Source organism: Acidovorax benzenivorans, assembly GCF_028680575.1.
GTDB lineage: Bacteria > Pseudomonadota > Gammaproteobacteria > Burkholderiales > Burkholderiaceae_C > Acidovorax > Acidovorax benzenivorans.
The window spans coordinates 43,838-59,942 of record NZ_JAPCKI010000002.1 but is presented as its reverse complement, the minus strand read 5'-3'; the positions used below and the strand labels follow the sequence as shown (position 1 = coordinate 59,942).

Here is a 16,105-nt window from a genome sequence, read left to right as displayed (position 1 = left end):
GGGGGTGACACTCGGACTTCGCCCGACTCAGCCACCCACCATCGCCCGCCCAATCTCCCCCGCATGCGACACCCCAAACAGCACCAGCCCAATCACCCCCCCCACCAAGGTGCCGTTGATACGGATGTACTGCAGATCCTTGCCAATGTTCAGCTCAATCAGCTGCGTCATCTCCTCGGTATCCCATCGCCGCACGGTGTCCTCAATGTGCTGCGCAATGAACGCCGACACATCCGGCGCCAGGCCCTCCACCCACCGCTCCAGCCGGTCATTGAACGACTGCCGCAGCGCCGCATCACCCGCCAGCGACTCGCCCAGCCATAGCCCCAGCTTGCCCACCTGCCGCGCCAGCACCGAATCGGCATCTGCCAGATCGCGCTGCAACGCACCGCGCAGGTCCAGCCACAAGGTCTGCACATAGCCGCCCACCGTGGCGTCGGTCTGCAGCCAGGTGCGGATCTCCTCGCCCTTGCGCTCCCATTCCGGGTCGCTGCGCAGGCGCTCGATGAAGCGCTGCACCGCCACATCGAACTGCGCGCGCAGGGCGTGCTGCGGGTTGGCGGCTACGTCGGCCATCACGCTCTCCAGCGCGCGGGCCAGCAAGGCCGAACCCTTGTCGCCCAGCCAGTCGCTGGGCAGCAACTTCTCGGTGCGCGGGTGGTCCTTCTTGAGCCAGGCCACGATGGACTGCGCCACCCAGGTGCGGGTCTGCTCGTTCTGCAGCAGTTCGATGAGCTTGGCCAGCACATCGTCCAGCAGCGCCTGGTGACGGCCGTTGTGCGTGAGGGTATCGAGCACCGCCGCCAGCGCACGCGACATGTCCACCTGCCCGATCAGAGCACGCGCGGCCTTCTGGATGAAACGCTCCACCTGCGCGTCCTGCACCGTCTCCAGCGCAGCCGACGCCAGGCGCGTGGCTTGGTGCCCCAGCAGCGCGGCGTTGCCCGGCGCCGTGAGCCACTGCGCCAGCCGCTCGGCCGAGTCGTGCCGGCGGATCAGCGACACCAGCGAAGGCACGTCCAGGAACTTGTCGCGCACAAAGGTGGCGAGGTTGCGGCCGATGCGCGCCTGGTTGCGCGCAATAACCGCCGTGTGCGGAATGGGCAGGCCCAGCGGGCGCCGGAACAGCGCCACCACCGCAAACCAGTCCGCCAGCGCACCCACCATGGCGGCCTCGGCCATGGCCTTGATGCAGTTGAGCAGCAAACCGCGCTCGACCACGCTGGTGGCGATGAACACTGCCGTCACCAGCAACAACAGGCCCAGCGCCTGCCGCTTGGCGCGCCGAAGGGCGAGGGTTGCGCTGTCAGTCTCGGGGTTCATCCGGGCAAGCCCGCCGACCTCGACCGCAACCCGTCAAGCCGCCGCCGCAATCTGGTCCAGCGCCTTCGACAAATGGCCCACCGTACGGTCCACGTTGTGCCACTTCTCCAGGCCAAACAGGCCGACGCGAAAGGTCTTGAAGTCCGGCCCCTCGTCGCACTGCAGCGGCACGCCGGCGGCGGTCTGCAGGCCCACTTCCATGAACTTCTTGCCGTTCTGAATGCCGGGGTCGGTGGTGTAGCTCACCACCACACCAGGGGCCTTGAATCCATCGGCCGCCACGCTGGGGAAGCCGCGCGATTCGAGCAGTGCACGCACCTTGGCGCCCAGTTCGATCTGCTCATCACGCACCTTGGTAAAACCGTAGGCGCGCGTCTCGGCCATCACCTCGCGCAGGCGCACCAGCGCATCCGTGGGCATGGTGGTGTGGTACGCGTGCTGGCCCTTTTCGTAGCCCTCGGCGATCTGCATCCACTTCTTGAGGTCGCACGAGAAGCTGCTGCTCGTGGTGCCTTCAATCGCCTGGCGCGCACGCTCGGACAGCATCACCATGGCGCAGCAGGGTGAGCCGCTCCAGCCCTTTTGCGGGGCGCTGATGAGCACATCCACGCCCGTGGCCTGCATGTCCACCCACATGGCGCCCGACGCCACGCAGTCCAGCACAAACAGCGCGCCCACCTCGTGGGCAGCCGCCGTCAGCGTGCGGAGGTAGTCGTCAGAGAGGATGATGCCGCTGGCCGTTTCCACATGGGGCGCAAACACCACCTTGGGCTTTTCAGCGCGGATGGTGGCTGCGACTTCTTCAGCGGGGCATGGTGCCCAGGGCGCCTGCGGGCCGCTGCCCTGCTGGCGCGCCTTGCAGATGACCGAGCCGCCGCCCAGGCCCTTGTCGGCGTCAAAGATCTGCGTCCAGCGGTAGCTGAACCAGCCGTTGCGCACGATGAGCACCTTTTCCTTGTTGGCAAACTGGCGGGCCACTGCTTCCATGCCGAAGGTGCCGCTGCCGGGCACCAGCACAGCGGTGTGGGCGTGGTAGACCTCTTTGAGCGTGCCCAGAATGTCCTGCACCACGCCGGTGAAGCGCTTGGACATGTGGTTGAGCGCGCGGTCGGTGTAGACCACCGAGAATTCGAGCAGGCCATCAGGATCGATATCGGGCAAAAGGCCGGGCATAGCATCTCCGTGTTCAATGGGGGTACAGCATACTGCGAGGCTACTCAATATTTGAAAGCATGCTTACATGCCTATGCTGACGCCTCACAAATCATGCAACGACTCATAAGTTGGTTCAAAGAGGTGTTTTCGTTTCGCGGCTTCACCATTTTGACCAGCACAACGGTCATCGTCCTTGTACTAGCGAAGCTAGGGGGCGCAGCTGCTTCGTTCAACCCAATGACGACGATGGGCCGCCAATGGAGCGCCCCGTTATGGGCCAACTTTCTTGTGCTGACAGCGATCCTGCTGCCGTATGCGGCAAGTAAAAGCGTGGCGTCACCGCGCAGCAAGCGCGCTCTGCAGGTCTTGAGCGCATCCTATGCAATTGGCGGCTTCGCCTGTGCGGCCCTGTGGGACGTGGGTCTGGGGCTCCTGTTCATGGCACTTGGACGTTGCCTGAGACAGTTAACGAAAGAGTCGCAAGAGCACTCCTAGTCTCGACACTTCGGTCGAATCACCAGGTATCCACAAACCGGTGCCCCAACGGCCCCACCTGCGCCGACGCCAGCCCGCGCGCCAGCCACGCCCGCGTGTCGGCCGGGTCGATCACTGCGTCGATCTCCAGCGTGGTCGCCATGTGCAGCGCCTCGCCGTTGGCGTAGGACTTGGCCAGCAGCTTGGCGAACAGCGCGTCGCGCTCGGCGCCCTCGGGCAGGGCCTCCAGCTCTTTGCGAAAGCCCAGGCGCACGGCGCCTTCGAGCCCCATGGCGCCGAACTCGCCCGTGGGCCAGGCCACGGTGAACACGGGCGCGTGGAAGCCCCCGGCCGTCATGCCCATGGCACCCAGGCCGTAGCCCTTGCGCAGCACCACGCTGAAATATGGCACGCGCAGGCTGGCGGCGGTGACGAACAGGCGGCTCACGTGGCGCACCTGGGCCGTGGCTTCGACCTCGGGGCCGACCATGAAGCCGGGCGTGTCCACCAGGCTCACGATGGGCAGGCCATGCGCGTTGCACAGCTGCATGAAGCGCGCGCCCTTGTCGGCCGCGTCGGCGTCGATGGCGCCGCCCAGGTGTTGCGGGTTGTTGGCCAAGATGCCCACGGGGCGGCCTTCGATGCGCGCCAGCGCCGTGTAGATGCCCGCGCCAAAGCCGGTGCGCAGCAGCAGCAAGCTGCCGTCGTCCACCAGGCCAGCCATCGCCGCGCGGGTGTCGTACACGCGCAGACGGTTCTCGGGCACCACGGCGCGCAGCAGGCGTGGGTCGGGTGCGGACCACTGCGATGTGCGGCCCTGGAAGAACGACAGGTAGTGCCGCGCGGCGGCCACGGCCTCGGCCTCGTTCTCCACCAGCACGTCGATCACGCCGTTGGCGTGCTGCACGCGGCTGGGGCCGACCTGCTCGGGCTTGAAGACGCCCAGTCCCCCGCCTTCGATCATGGCCGGGCCGCCCATGCCGATGTTGCTGCCACGCGTGGCGATGATCACGTCGCTGCAACCCAGCAGCGCCGCATTACCCGCAAAGCAGCGCCCCGCCGCGATGCCGATCACCGGGACCAGGCCCGACAGCGCGGCGTAGCTGGCGAAGGTGTGCACATGCAGCCCCGCCACGATGGGCATGTCGGTATCGCCCGGCCGACCACCGCCACCTTCGGCAAACAGCACCACCGGCAGCTTTTGCGCCAGGGCAATGCCCAGCATGCGGTCGGTCTTGGCATGGTTGCGCGCGCCCTGCGTGCCAGCGAGCACGGTGGCGTCGTAGGACATGACCACCGCGCGGGCCTTCTCGGGCCCGAACAGTGCGCCGTTGATGCCACCAATGCCCGTGACCATGCCGTCGGCGGGCGTGTTGGCGATGAGGTCATCCAGGCTGCGGCGGCGCGTCTGCGCGGCGATGGCCAGCGTGCCGTACTCGATAAAGCTGCCGTCGTCGCACAGGTCGGCAATGTTTTCGCGCGCGGTGCGACCGCCTTGTGCGTGGCGCTTGGCGATGGCTTCGGGGCGTGCGGCGTCGAGCGTGAACGCGTGGCGGTCCCGCACGCGCTGCAGGTCGGGGCGGATGGCATCCAGGTCCTGTTCCGCGCCCTGCGCGTCCTGGGCGGCATCCGCCCCCTCCACGGCATCGAGCACCAGCAGCGGCTGGCCCTGCACGAGGTAGCCGCCCGGCACTGCCAGCAGTGCGCGCACGCGGCCCGCATGCGGCGCCAGCAGCATGTGCTCCATCTTCATCGACTCCAGCACGGCCAGCTCGGCGCCTGCGGCCACCACATCCCCTTCCGCCACGCTGAGCTGCACCAGACGCGCGGGCATGGGAGCAAGCACGGCGCCTTCGGGTGCGGGCGCTGATGGATTTGGATCATTTGGGCCGCTAGCGCTTGATTCATAAGCGCCATCAGCTATATTTTTAGTAGCAATCAGAAGTTCTGGCAGCACTGATTCCAGCCAGCGTGTGTGCACCTGCTGGATTTCCATCTCGGGCCGTGCGGCCAGTGCCTGCAGCAGCGCCAGGTTGGTGGCCACGCCGTCGATGCGGCACTCGGCCAGCGCACGCTGCGAGCGGCGCAGCACATCGGCAAAACGCGGGCTGCGTGTGTGCACGATGAGCTTGGCCAGCAGCGTGTCGTAGTGTGGTGACGGCGTGGCGCCCGCTGCGCCGTGCGAGTCCACGCGCACGCCGGGGCCCGTGGGCAGGTCGAAGCGGCTGAGCGTGCCGCTGCCGGGGGTGGCGCCGCCCTGCGCGTCCAGCGTCTCGGCGTTGATGCGCCACTGCACGGCAAAACCCAACACGGCGGGCGGAGCGGCGGGGTCCAGGCCAATGTCCTGCAGCGTGCGCCCCGCGGCCAGCGCGATCTGCCCCTGCACCAAGTCCACGCCCGTGACCTCTTCGGTGATGGTGTGCTCCACCTGCAGGCGTGGGTTGCATTCGATGAACACAAAGGGCAGGTCGGCGGAGGCTAGGTCCACCAGAAACTCGAACGTGCCCAGGCCTTCGTAGGCCACGGCCCGCGCCATGGCCAGCGCGGCAGCGGTAATGCGTTCGCGCAGCGGCGCGGGCAGCGAAGGGCTGGGAGCAATCTCCACCACCTTCTGAAAGCGCCGCTGCAGCGTGCACTCGCGCTCGCCCAGCGCGATCACCTGCAGCCCATCGCCCAGCACCTGTACCTCGATATGGCGGGCGTTGCTCATCAGGCGCTCCACATACACGCCGTCCACACCAAAGGCGGCCTGCGCCTCGCTGCGGCAGCGCGCGTAGGCAGCAGGCAGTTCATCGGCCGACGACACCGCACGCATGCCGCGCCCACCGCCGCCACCGATGGCCTTGATCACGATGCCCGCATGGGCGTGCTGCGCAAAAAAGGCTTGGGCCTCCGGGAGCGACACCGCCGCCTGCGTGCCGGGCATCAGCGGCACACCCTGCTGCTGCGCCAGCGCACGGGCCTGCGCCTTGTCGCCGAACAGCGCGAGCTGCGCAGGCGTGGGGCCGATGAAACGCAGCCCGGCCTCGGCGCAGGCGCGGGCGAAGTCGGCGCGCTCGCTCAAAAACCCGTAGCCCGGGTGCACGGCATCGCAGCCCTGCGCCTTGGCAATGGCGATGAGGCGCGCGCCGTCCAGATACGCCGCAGGGCCGGTAGCGCCCAGCGCCACGGCAGCGCTGGCTGCGCGCACATGGGGGCTGGTGGCGTCGTCGTCGGCAAACACGGCCACGCTGGCAATGCCCAGGTCATGCAGGGCGCGCACGGTGCGCAGTGCGATTTCGCCCCGATTGGCAACCAGCACTTTGGTGAACAGAACAGAAGATGGCATGGGGCAGTCGCTATATTTTGTATAGCTGCCAGCGCATATTCATCCTGCGCCAGCAGCCAATTTCTTATCCAATCAGGCAATATCCCGAAGCAGGCGGCGCAGCACCTTGCCTGCGCCCGTGGCGGGCAGTGCGTCGATAAAACGCACCTCGCGCGGGGCCTTGTAGGGCGCCATGTTGTCCCGGCACCAGGCCACCAGCGCAGCGGCGTCCATGTCCTGACCAGGCTTCTTGACGATGAAGGCACGCACCACCTCGCCCTTTTCCGCATCGGGCACGCCGATGACGGCGGCCTGGGCCACGGCAGGGTGTTTGATGAGCAATGTCTCGACCTCTTCGGGGAACACGCTGTAGCCCGAGACCTTGATCATTTCCTTGAACCGGCCGATGAAGGTGAGGTAGCCATCCGCATCGATCTTGCCCATGTCGCCGGTGTAGACCCAGCCGTCACGCAGGGTCTTGGCCGTGGCCTCGGGCTTGTTCCAGTAGCCCTTGAAGTTGCCGGGGCCGTGGATGGTGATCTCGCCCACCTCGCCAACGGCCAGCGGTGTGCCGGTGTCGGGGTCGACGATGCGCAGGGTGTTGCCCGGCACGGGCTTGCCCTGGGTGCCCCAGCGGATCGCGTCCACCGGCATGGCGGTGTCCACGGTGTGGGTTTCGGACAGACCATAGGCCGCCTCGTGCGAGATGCAGTGGGGCGCGAACTGCTGCCACTGTTGGGCCAGCGCCTCGGTGAAGGTGATGCCAAAGCTGGTGACCGGGTTGCGGCGCAGCGCGCTCCAGTCCATGCCGCGCGCGCCGGGCACCTGCATGAGTGCGCCATTCATGGGTGCAATGCTGTACCACCAGGTCACGCGGTGGCGCTCCAGCGCCTGGGCCACACCCAGCGGGTCAAAGCGGTACAGCAACACCGCCGTGGCGCCGGTGTAAACCGGCAGGTTCACGCCCATCACCATGCCGGCGATGTGGTACAGCGGCGCCACGGCCAGCAGCGTTTCGTGCGGCGTCATGCCGTTGCAGTCGGCCGATGCAGCGGTCTTGAACGTGGCATTGCCGTAGCTCAGCATGGCGCCCTTCGGTAACCCGGTGGTGCCCGAGGTGTAGGTCATGAGCGAGACGTCATCCATCGACAGCGCCACGGGCACAGGCCGCGCGCCGGTGCGGGTGGCGGCCAGAAAATCTTCGCAGCCCGCAGGCACCGGGCCCATGGCTGCGCGCATGGCCAGCAGCTCGGCAGGCACGTCGATGCTGGGCGAGCCCTCGGGCAGCAGCTCGGCATAGCGCACCACAAACACCTGCTGCAGCGCGGTCTTGGCGCGCACCTTGTCCACCACGGGCAGCAGCACATCCGCTGCGATGATCACGCGCGCCTGCAGGTCGGTGAGCTGGTATTCCAGCTCGTGTTCCTTGTTCAGCGGACCACAGGGGCAGACGATGGCACCGATCTTCTGGATGCCGTAGTGCGCCATCACGTACTGCGGGCAGTTGTTCATGAACAGCGCGACGGGCTCGCCCTTCTTCACACCCAGCGCCTGCAGGCGCGCCGCGAACGCATCGCTGGCCGCGTCGAGCTGCGCCCAGGTCAGGGGCTGGCCGTACCAGAGGTAGGCGATGCGGTCGGGCGTTTCGCGCGCGTGGCGGCGCAGGTGTTCGTGCAGCGGCAGCTGCGGTGCGGTCTGTGGCATGGCGTTGTCTCCGAGGTGTCTGGAATCGCTGGTTCTTAGTGGCCACTCAGGGTTTTTGCTGAGTGCCCGCACCCGCCAGCGTCTTGCCAATATATACCGACCGGTAGAACAATGCTACCCATGGGTATAAATCAACCGTCGCATAAAGGACAGGCCATGAGTCAGCAGCCGCCCGTACAGGCCAGCGGCCGCCAGAAGGCCGCCACTGCAGGGTCGGACGAGAAGCGCGAGCGCATCCTGCGCGCGGCCGAAGCGCTGTTCGATGCGCAGGGCTACGCCAACACCACCATCGAGCAGATCGTGCAGCAGCTGGGCGTGACCAAGCCCTTTGTGTACTACTACTTTCGCAACAAGCAGGAGATCTTCGAGACCCTGTCGTGGGCGCCTGCGGTGGCGTGTTTCACCGCCATGGACTTTGCGGCTGACAATGACCGGCCCGCGCATGTGAAGGTGACAGAAGGCATCGAACGGCTGATCCGCGCCACGCTGGAGCACCACCCGTCGGCCTTCTTCCCGTACCGCGAGCCGCAGGTGTACCGGCCCGAGTACCTGGCGGCACAGAAGGACCTGGCCAACCACTTCTACGACCGGCTGTGTGCGCTGCTCGAACAGGGCCGCCAGGACGGCATGTTCGAGTTCAACGACACCAAGATCACCGCCCTGGCCGCCTGCAGCCTGCCCGGCTTTCTCTACAACTGGTACCGCCCTGATGGCCGCCTGTCGCAAGACGAGGTGGCGCAGGAGCTGGCGCAACTGGCCTGGCGTGTGCTCGGGCTGCGGCGCACCCGCAAGCGGAGCGCGGCATAGCTGGCTAGACACATGACAACGACCCCCACAACCACCGGAGACAAGACACCATGAAGACCGCTTTCCTCACTCCCCTGGCCACTGCCGCAGCCCTGTTGATCGGCACGGCCGCCAGCGCGCAAGAGACCTTCAAGGTCGCCTACATCGACCCGCTGTCGGGCCCGTTCGCCAACGTGGGCGAGCTGATGCTCACGCACACGCAGTACGCCATCGAGGACATCAACGCCAAGGGCGGCGTGCTCAAGGGCACCAAGCTGCAGCTGCTGCAGTTCGACAGCAAGCTCTCCGCGCAGGAGAGCCAGAGCGCACTGCAGGCGGCCATCGACCAGGGGGCCAAGGCCATCGTGACCGGCGGCTCGGGCTCGTCGGTGGTCACGGCGCTGGTGCAGGCCGCAGCGCGCCACAACCAGCGCAACCCAGGCAAGGAGATCCTGGTGCTGAACCACTCCTCCATCGACCCGGATCTGACGGGCAAGGCGTGCAACTTCTGGCACTTTCAGTTCGAGGCCAACACGGCCATGAAGATGAAGGCGATTGCCAACTACATCAAGAAGCAGCCCGACATCAAGAAGGTGTACCTGCTGAACCAGGACTACGCCCACGGCAAGCAGTGGGCACACTATGGCCGCGAGATGGTGGGCCTGGCGCGGCCCGACATCCAGTTTGTGGGCGAAGCGCTGCACCCCATCGGCCGCGTGAAGGACTTTGCGCCCTACCTCGCCAAGGTCAAGAGCACCGAGGCCGACTCGGTCATCACCGGCAACTGGGGGCAGGACATGACGCTGCTGCTCAAGGCCGCAGGCGACGCGGGCTACAACCTGCGCTACTTCAACCACAGCGCGGGCTCCATCCCCGGCACGGTGCTGGCCGTTTCGCAGGCCAAGCAGGGCCAGCTGACCTGGGTGGCCGAATGGCACCCCGGCCAGGCCGACACCCCCAAGGTGGACGCGCTGGCCAAGGCCTACAAGGCCAAGACAAGCAAGGACTTCCTCGCGCCGCGCATCGAAATGACGCCGCGTTTTCTGGCCGCCGCCATCAACAAGGCCCAGTCCACCGACCCGGTGAAGGTGGCACGCGCACTGGAAGACCTGACCATCGATTCGGTAGTGGGCCCGGTGCGCATGCGCGGCGAAGACCACCAGCTGCTGCTGCCGCAGGTGGTCAACACCATCGCGCCGGTGGACGGCAAGGCCGTGAAGGTGGGCTGGGAAGGCACGAACTACGGCTTCCGCACCGACGCGGCCTACACCGGCAACGAACTGGCACAAGGCACGGACTGCAAGATGACCCGGCCTTGATATCACGGCGCCACAGCGCGCCGTTACCCCCACGGCGGCAACCACCACAGGCCGCCGCTACCATGGCCGGTCATTGCCTTCATTGACCCGACCCACAAGGACCGCGCCCATGCCCGACTTTCGCAGCGACACCGTCACTCAGCCCACGCCCGCCATGCGCGAGGCCATGTTCAAGGCCCCGCTGGGCGACGATGTGTTTGCCGATGACCCCTCGGTGAATGCACTGCAGGACCATGCGGCCGAGTTGCTGGGTTTTGAGGCCGCGCTGTTCGCCCCCTCGGGCACGCAGACCAACCTGATTGCGCTGTGGGGCCACTGCCAGCGCGGCGACGAAGCCATCGTAGGCCAAAGCTGGCACACCTACCGCTGGGAGGCGGGCGGCATGGCGGTGCTGGGCTCCATCCAGCCCCAGCCCGTCGAGACCCAGCCCGACGGCTCGCTGCGTGTGGCCGACATTGCCGCCGCCATCAAGCCCGACGACCCACACTTTGCGCGCACCCGCCTGGTGGTGCTGGAGAACACGACCGGTGGCCAGGTGCTGCCGCCCGCCTACATCGCCGAGGTGGCGCAACTGGCGCGCAGCCGGGGGCTGGCGATGCACCTGGACGGCGCACGCATGTTCAACGCCGCCACGGCCAATGCCGCGCGCCACGGCACCGATGTGTACGAAGAGGCGCGTGCACTGTGCAGCCACTTTGATTCGGCATCGCTGTGCCTGAGCAAGGGCCTGGGTGCCCCTGTGGGCTCACTGGTGCTAGGCTCGCGCGACTTCATCCGCCAGGCGCGCCGCACCCGCAAGATCCTGGGCGGTGGCATGCGGCAGGCGGGTGTCCTGGCGGCTGCCGGTCATTACGCGCTGCAACACCATGTGCGGCGCCTGGCGGAAGACCACGCCCGCCTGGACCGGCTGGCGCAGGGCTTGGCCGACGCCAACCGCAGCCACCCCGTGCTGCAGGGCAAGATCACCGTGCTGCCGTGGCAGACCAACATCCTGTTCACGGATCTGCATGCGGATGTGGCCCCGGCCTTCACTGCCTGGCTGGCGCAGCACGGCGTGCGCGTGACCAGCAGCCTGTATGGCGGCGCCACGCGGCTGCGCTGGGTGACGCACCTGGATGTGAGCGAGGCGGACGTGACGGCGGCGTTGGACTGCGTGGCGCGGTTCGAACGGCAGGGCTGATACCCCCCGGTTCAAGCGGCGGGGTAAGTCCGACCGCCAAAGATGCCGGTGCCCACGCGCACCAGCGTGCTGCCCGCCTGGATCGCGGCCTCCAGGTCGGCGGTCATGCCCAGGGACAAAGTGTCGAACTGCCCAAGGCCTGGTTCACCCACTGCAGATATTTGGTCAAAAAGCCTTCTGGCGCTGGTGTGGATTGCCAGTTGCGCTTCCAATTCAGGAGCATGATCAGGAATGCTCATGAGCCCCCGCACGACAAGCCGTGGCAGTTTTGCGACAGCGCGCACCAGGTCCAGGGCCTCGGCCGGGGCCACGCCCGACTTGGTGGGCCCACCGTCGATATTGACCTGAATACATATCTGTAGCGGCGACAGGTGATCGGGCCGCTGGGCCGACAGACGCTCGGCGATCTTGAGCCGGTCCACCGTGTGCACCCAGTCAAAGTGCTCGGCCACCAGGCGGGTCTTGTTGCTTTGGATGGGGCCGATGCAGTGCCACTGCAGTGCCACATCGGGCAAGGCAGCGCGCACGGCGGCGATCTTGTCCACGCCCTCCTGGATGTAGTTCTCGCCAAAGGCATGCTGGCCTGCGGCCACCGCCTCCAGCACCGCATCGGCGCCAAAGGTCTTGGAAACGGCTAGCAGGCCCACCTGGGCCGGGTCGCGCCCGGCGGCCTGGCACGCCTGGGCGATCCGGCCCATAACCTGTTGGAGGTTGTTAGCAATCGTGGTCATAATGTTTGGCAAGCGTACCAAACGATAGAGGGACTCCGTGGACATTACCCAATTGCTCGCGTTCAGCGTGAAGAACAAGGCCTCCGACCTGCACCTTTCCGCCGGTCTGCCGCCCATGATCCGGGTCCACGGCGATGTGCGGCGCATTAATGTCGATGCGCTGGACCACAAGACCGTACACGCCATGGTGTACGACATCATGAGCGACGCGCAGCGCAAGACATATGAAGAGTTTCTGGAGGTGGACTTTTCTTTCGAGATCGAAGGCCTTGCACGCTTTCGCGTCAACGCCTTCAACCAGAACCGGGGCGCGGCCGCCGTGTTCCGGACGATTCCGAGCAAGATCCTGACGCTGGAGCAGCTCAACGCCCCCAAGATCTTTGGCGACCTGGCCTTGAAGCCACGGGGCCTGGTGCTGGTGACTGGCCCCACGGGCTCGGGCAAGTCCACCACGCTGGCGGCCATGGTCAACTACCTCAACGAATCCGAATACGGCCACATCCTCACGGTGGAAGACCCGATCGAGTTCGTGCACGAGTCCAAGAAGTGCCTGATCAACCAGCGTGAAGTCGGCCCGATGACGCTGTCGTTCGCGGCGGCCCTGAAGTCCGCACTGCGTGAAGACCCGGACGCCATCCTGGTGGGCGAAATGCGCGACCTCGAAACCATCCGCCTGGCCATGACGGCTGCGGAAACAGGTCACTTGGTGTTTGGCACGCTGCACACATCCAGCGCCGCCAAGACCATCGACCGGATCATTGACGTGTTCCCGGCCGAAGAAAAGGAAATGGTCCGCGCCATGTTGTCCGAATCGCTGCAGGCCGTGATCTCGCAGACACTGTGTAAGACCAAGGACGGATCTGGCCGCGTGGCCGCGCACGAGATCATGCTGGGCACCAGCGCCATCCGCAACCTGATCCGGGAGGCCAAGGTAGCGCAGATGTACTCCACCATCCAGACCAGCAACAGCGTGGGCATGCAGACGCTGGACCAGAACCTCACCGACCTCGTGCGCCGCAACATCATCAGCCCGGCCGAAGCACGCAGCAAGGCCAAGATCCCCGAGAACTTCCCCGGCTGAGCCCCCGACAGCACACCCCCATGAACGACTTTGCGGCGCCAGCAGGTGCCGCATACCGGAGCGCGATATGAAAGGCATTCTGAGCCTTCTGAAAATGAAAGCCCGCAGCGGCAAGCCATCGGACGACCACACGGATTCCGTGCTGTTTTCCACCGCGTTTGCGGGCCAGGGTGTGGACGACTCCATGCTGGTGCCCTGGGAGGCGCGTGCCGTGGAAGTAGGCGCCAAGCGCCTGCCCACCAGCCGGGGCGGCAAGCTGCTGCAAGGCCTGTGGGCCAAGGACAAATACATGGCACACCTGGACAAGGATGCCGTGGAGCGCATGGAGCGCTTTTTTGAGTTTGCGGCTGTCCCGTCCAACCGCGACGTGATCCGCCAGGACGAGTACGGCAACTTCATGGTCGTGCTGCTCACCGGCACCATCGCCGTGGACCGCGTGCAGCCTTGGGGCGAGCAACTGCGCCTGGCCGAAACGCGCCCAGGAGACATCCTGGGCGAGATGTCGCTGCTGGACAGCGGCATCCGCTTTTCGGCCTGCACCACGCTGACCGACTGCGAGATCGCCGTGCTCTCCGCCGAGGCCATGGACGACATGATGACCAAGGACCCGCAACTGGCAGCCAGCCTGATTGCGCTGCTGGCGCGCAAGCTGTCGCTGCGCCTGCGCGTGGTGAGCGCACGCCTGAGCGACAACCAGAAATGATGCACCTATCCATGACCCCAGATCGTCCGGTAGACGACTACCCCCGGGAGAACTTCTGATGGAACGCGATCAGGCCAGTAAATTCATCAATGACCTGCTCAAGCTGATGGTGAGTCGCAATGGCAGCGACTTGTTCATCACGGCAGAGTTTCCGCCTGCCATCAAGGTCGATGGCAAGGTGACCAAGGTGTCGCCGCAACCCCTCACGTCCAACCACACGCTCACGCTGGCGCGTGCCATCATGAGCGACAAGCAGGTGGCCGACTTCGAGCGCACCAAGGAGTGCAACTTCGCCATCTCGCCTGCTGGCATCGGGCGCTTCCGCGTCAACGCCTTCATCCAGCAGGGCAAGGTCGGCATGGTGCTGCGGACCATTCCGCTCACGTTGCCCACCATCGACGGCCTGGGTGTGCCGCAGGTGCTCAAGGAAGTGACGATGACCAAGCGCGGCCTGTGCATCCTGGTGGGTGCCACGGGCTCGGGCAAGTCCACCACGCTGGCCGCCATGGTGGACTGGCGCAACGAGAACTCGTTCGGCCACATCATCACGGTGGAAGACCCCGTCGAGTTCGTGCACCCACACAAGAACTGCGTGGTGACACAGCGCGAAGTGGGCCTGGATACCGACAGCTGGGAGGCCGCGCTCAAGAACACGCTGCGCCAGGCACCCGACGTGATCCTGATGGGCGAAATCCGCGACCGTGAGACCATGGAACATGCCGTGGCGTTTGCCGAAACCGGACACTTGTGCCTGGCCACGCTGCACGCCAACAGCGCCAACCAGGCGCTGGACCGGATCATCAACTTCTTCCCGGAAGAGCGCCGCGCCCAGTTGCTCATGGACCTGTCGCTCAACCTGCGCGCCATGGTGTCGCAACGCCTGATCCCCAAGCAGGATGGCAAGGGCCGAGCCGCTGCGGTGGAAGTGATGCTCAACACCCCGTTGATCTCCGACCTGATCTTCAAGGGTGAAGTCTCCGAGATCAAGGAGATCATGAAGAAGAGCCGCAACCTGGGCATGCAGACCTTCGACCAGGCGCTGTTCGATGCCTATGAGGCCAACGTCATCAGCTACGAAGACGCGCTGCGCAATGCCGACTCGCTCAACGACCTGCGCCTGCAGATCAAGCTCAACAGCCAGCGCGCCAAGTCACCCGACCTGGCACAGGGCACCGAGCATTTCGCGATCGTTTGACCCCAGAGCCAGGTCCATACACCTTCGCACCGCTTCACCCGCCCTCCTGGGCGGGTTTTCGTTTTCACGCATACTTTTGCATCATCTTGCCGTCACACCATGCCAAGCACTAACCCCCGCAACTACGACACCACTCCCTCCCGCAAAGTCGCCTTTCTGGGCCTGGGCGTGATGGGCTACCCCATGGCAGGCCACCTGGCGCTGGCTGGTCATGAAGTCACTGTGTACAACCGGACCGCTACCAAATCCGCAGCATGGTGCGCAGAGTATGCGGGCACCAAGGCCCCCCAGCATGCAGCCACGCCCCGCGAGGCGGCTGCAGGTGCCGACATCGTGTTCTGCTGTGTGGGCAATGACGACGACCTGCGCTCGGTCACGCTGGGCGCTGACGGCGCCTTTGCAGGCATGAAGCCCGGCGCCATTTTTGTGGACCACACCACGGCATCGGCCGAGGTCGCGCGCGAGCTGTATGCCGCCGCCCAGGCACTGGGCCTGCAGTTTGTGGATGCCCCCGTGTCCGGCGGCCAGGCCGGTGCGCAAAACGGCCTGCTGACCGTGATGTGCGGCGGCGATGCCGCAGCCTTCGAGGCTGCTCAGCCCGTGGCCATGGCGTTCTCGCGCGCCTTCACGTTGCTGGGTGCCAGCGGCTCGGGCCAACTGGCCAAGATGGTCAACCAGATCTGCATCGCCGGGCTGGTGCAAGCCCTGTCGGAAGCCGTGGCGTTTGGCCAGAACGCCGGGCTGGACATGAAGCAGGTGCTGGAAGTGATCGGCAAGGGCGCCGCTCAGAGCTGGCAGATGGACAACCGTGGCAAGACCATGGTGGACGGCAAGTTCGACTTTGGTTTTGCCGTGGACTGGATGCGCAAGGACCTGGGCCTGGTGCTGGACGAAGCCAAGCGCAACGGATCACGCGTGCCCGTGACGGCGCTGGTGGACCAGTTCTATGCCGACGTGCAGAAGATGGGCGGCCACCGCTGGGATACGTCCAGCCTGATTCAGCGCTTGAAGTAACCCCTCTTCAATCACCTGCTGCGCCTTCACCCTACAAGGGCGACCACCCGGTGGCCCGGTGAAGCCATCTGTGCAGCTGCGTTCGTGGGTGCCGCGCCCCAAGAAAAAAGTCCCAGGCCACGCAACGCGGCCT

13 protein-coding genes are annotated in these 16,105 nt (G+C 65.9%); 8 read left to right on the top strand and 5 right to left on the bottom strand.

The annotated features are described in order from the left end of the window. Positions 1-27: 27 nt before the first annotated feature. Positions 28-1,323, bottom strand: coding sequence for a DUF445 domain-containing protein (locus OIN59_RS03750; RefSeq protein ID WP_274107229.1), 1,296 nt, complete (start codon positions 1,321-1,323; stop codon positions 28-30). A gap of 33 nt (positions 1,324-1,356) precedes the next feature. After that, complete coding sequence (locus OIN59_RS03745; protein WP_274107227.1) at positions 1,357-2,496, bottom strand: aminotransferase class V-fold PLP-dependent enzyme; 1,140 nt, start codon at positions 2,494-2,496, stop codon at positions 1,357-1,359. A gap of 93 nt (positions 2,497-2,589) precedes the next feature. On the opposite strand from OIN59_RS03745, the gene OIN59_RS03740 reads away from it, so the two are divergent. Continuing rightward, positions 2,590-2,973, top strand: a complete 384-nt coding sequence (locus OIN59_RS03740) for a hypothetical protein (protein ID WP_274107225.1) — start codon at positions 2,590-2,592, stop codon at positions 2,971-2,973. 19 nt (positions 2,974-2,992) lie between these two features. Here OIN59_RS03740 and OIN59_RS03735 read toward each other — a convergent pair whose 3' ends face one another. Beyond that, positions 2,993-6,265, bottom strand: a complete 3,273-nt coding sequence (locus tag OIN59_RS03735; RefSeq protein ID WP_274108064.1) for an acetyl-CoA carboxylase family protein — start codon at positions 6,263-6,265, stop codon at positions 2,993-2,995. Between the two features lie 87 nt (positions 6,266-6,352). Beyond that, entirely contained in the window at positions 6,353-7,963 is a 1,611-nt protein-coding gene (locus OIN59_RS03730) for an AMP-binding protein (protein ID WP_274107223.1), read from the bottom strand. 156 nt (positions 7,964-8,119) lie between these two features. On the opposite strand from OIN59_RS03730, the gene OIN59_RS03725 reads away from it, so the two are divergent. The 3 genes from OIN59_RS03725 to ltaE all read left to right on the top strand — a co-directional run bounded on the left by OIN59_RS03725 (position 8,120) and on the right by ltaE (position 11,248). Further along, complete coding sequence (locus tag OIN59_RS03725; protein ID WP_274107221.1) at positions 8,120-8,770, top strand: TetR/AcrR family transcriptional regulator; 651 nt, start codon at positions 8,120-8,122, stop codon at positions 8,768-8,770. A 50-nt stretch (positions 8,771-8,820) separates the two neighbouring features. Beyond that, a complete protein-coding gene (locus OIN59_RS03720; protein ID WP_274107219.1) occupies positions 8,821-10,068 on the top strand; it encodes a branched-chain amino acid ABC transporter substrate-binding protein in 1,248 nt (415 codons plus the stop codon). A 109-nt stretch (positions 10,069-10,177) separates the two neighbouring features. Then, complete coding sequence (ltaE, locus tag OIN59_RS03715) at positions 10,178-11,248, top strand: low-specificity L-threonine aldolase (RefSeq protein ID WP_274107217.1); 1,071 nt, start codon at positions 10,178-10,180, stop codon at positions 11,246-11,248. An 11-nt stretch (positions 11,249-11,259) separates the two neighbouring features. Here ltaE and OIN59_RS03710 read toward each other — a convergent pair whose 3' ends face one another. Then, a complete protein-coding gene (locus OIN59_RS03710; RefSeq protein ID WP_274107215.1) occupies positions 11,260-11,979 on the bottom strand; it encodes a YggS family pyridoxal phosphate-dependent enzyme in 720 nt (239 codons plus the stop codon). Between the two features lie 37 nt (positions 11,980-12,016). Between OIN59_RS03710 and OIN59_RS03705 the strand changes: the two genes are divergently transcribed. From OIN59_RS03705 to OIN59_RS03690, 4 genes are all read left to right on the top strand, one after another. Then, complete coding sequence (locus OIN59_RS03705; protein WP_015012257.1) at positions 12,017-13,060, top strand: type IV pilus twitching motility protein PilT; 1,044 nt, start codon at positions 12,017-12,019, stop codon at positions 13,058-13,060. Positions 13,061-13,127: 67 nt separating this feature from the next. Next, positions 13,128-13,763 carry a Crp/Fnr family transcriptional regulator gene (locus tag OIN59_RS03700; RefSeq protein WP_015012256.1) on the top strand — a complete coding sequence of 212 codons (636 nt, stop codon included), beginning with the start codon at positions 13,128-13,130 and terminating at the stop codon, positions 13,761-13,763. Positions 13,764-13,821: 58 nt separating this feature from the next. Further along, entirely contained in the window at positions 13,822-14,958 is a 1,137-nt protein-coding gene (locus tag OIN59_RS03695; RefSeq protein WP_274107211.1) for a PilT/PilU family type 4a pilus ATPase, read from the top strand. A 99-nt stretch (positions 14,959-15,057) separates the two neighbouring features. Further along, the gene (locus OIN59_RS03690; protein ID WP_274107209.1) at positions 15,058-15,972 is read left to right on the top strand and encodes an NAD(P)-dependent oxidoreductase; all 915 of its coding nucleotides are present in this window, start codon (positions 15,058-15,060) and stop codon (positions 15,970-15,972) included. Positions 15,973-16,105: the final 133 nt, after the last annotated feature.